Source organism: Massilia sp. CT11-108 (genome assembly GCF_047302915.1).
GTDB classification, from domain to species: Bacteria; Pseudomonadota; Gammaproteobacteria; order Burkholderiales; family Burkholderiaceae_D; genus Telluria; species Telluria orientalis.
This window is the reverse complement of record NZ_JBKYMO010001116.1, coordinates 1-695: the sequence shown is the minus strand read 5'-3', so window position 1 is coordinate 695 and position 695 is coordinate 1. Positions and strand designations below refer to the sequence as shown.

Below are 695 nucleotides of genomic sequence, written 5' to 3'. Positions count from 1 at the left end.
CTGCTGTCGAACGTGATCGCGACGGTGCGCGCGTTTCCCGACGGGTCGCTGTGGATCGGGTACCGCTTCAACGGCCTGTCGGTGTATCGCGGCGGCCGCCTGCGCCATTATGCCGAGGCGGACGGCCTCGAGCCCTCCATCGTGTATTCCGTCGTGGCGGACGAGCGTGGGCGCACCTGGGCCGCGACCGGCAAGGGCCTGTTCATGCTCGAAGGCGCGCGCTGGCGCAAGATCGGCGCGGACTGGGGCCTCGCGGGCACGTCCGAAGGCGTGCGCCGCGACCCGTCCGGCCGGCTGTGGGTGAACACCGAGAACGCCCTGTACTACCGCGATCCCGGCGTCGACCGGTTCGTCGCCACGGGCCTCGCGGGCCAGCACTTCAACGTCATCGCCGACCGCGACGGGCGCCTGTGGCTGTGGTACCTGGACCGCATGACGCGCCTGCCGGAGCGCCTCGCCACGCCGCCGCGGCCACGCGACTGGTGGATGACGTCGTACTCGTTCGACGCCATCTTCGACCGCGACGGCAACCTGTGGCATGCCGGCTGCGACGGCCTGTGCCGCCTGGGTCCGGCGGCGCTGGCGCGCGTCGACACGTGGCGCCAGCGCATCGATCCCCGCGAGCGCGCGCCGTCGGGCCTCGTCACCGGCGCACCGATGGTCATGTTCGAGGATCGCGAAGGGAATATCTGGCT

Annotated in this window: 1 pseudogene; it reads left to right on the top strand. The window is 71.5% G+C overall.

The annotated features are described in order from the left end of the window. Nucleotides 1–695: pseudogene (locus ACEN88_RS33480) on the top strand (hypothetical protein); the annotation flags it as partial.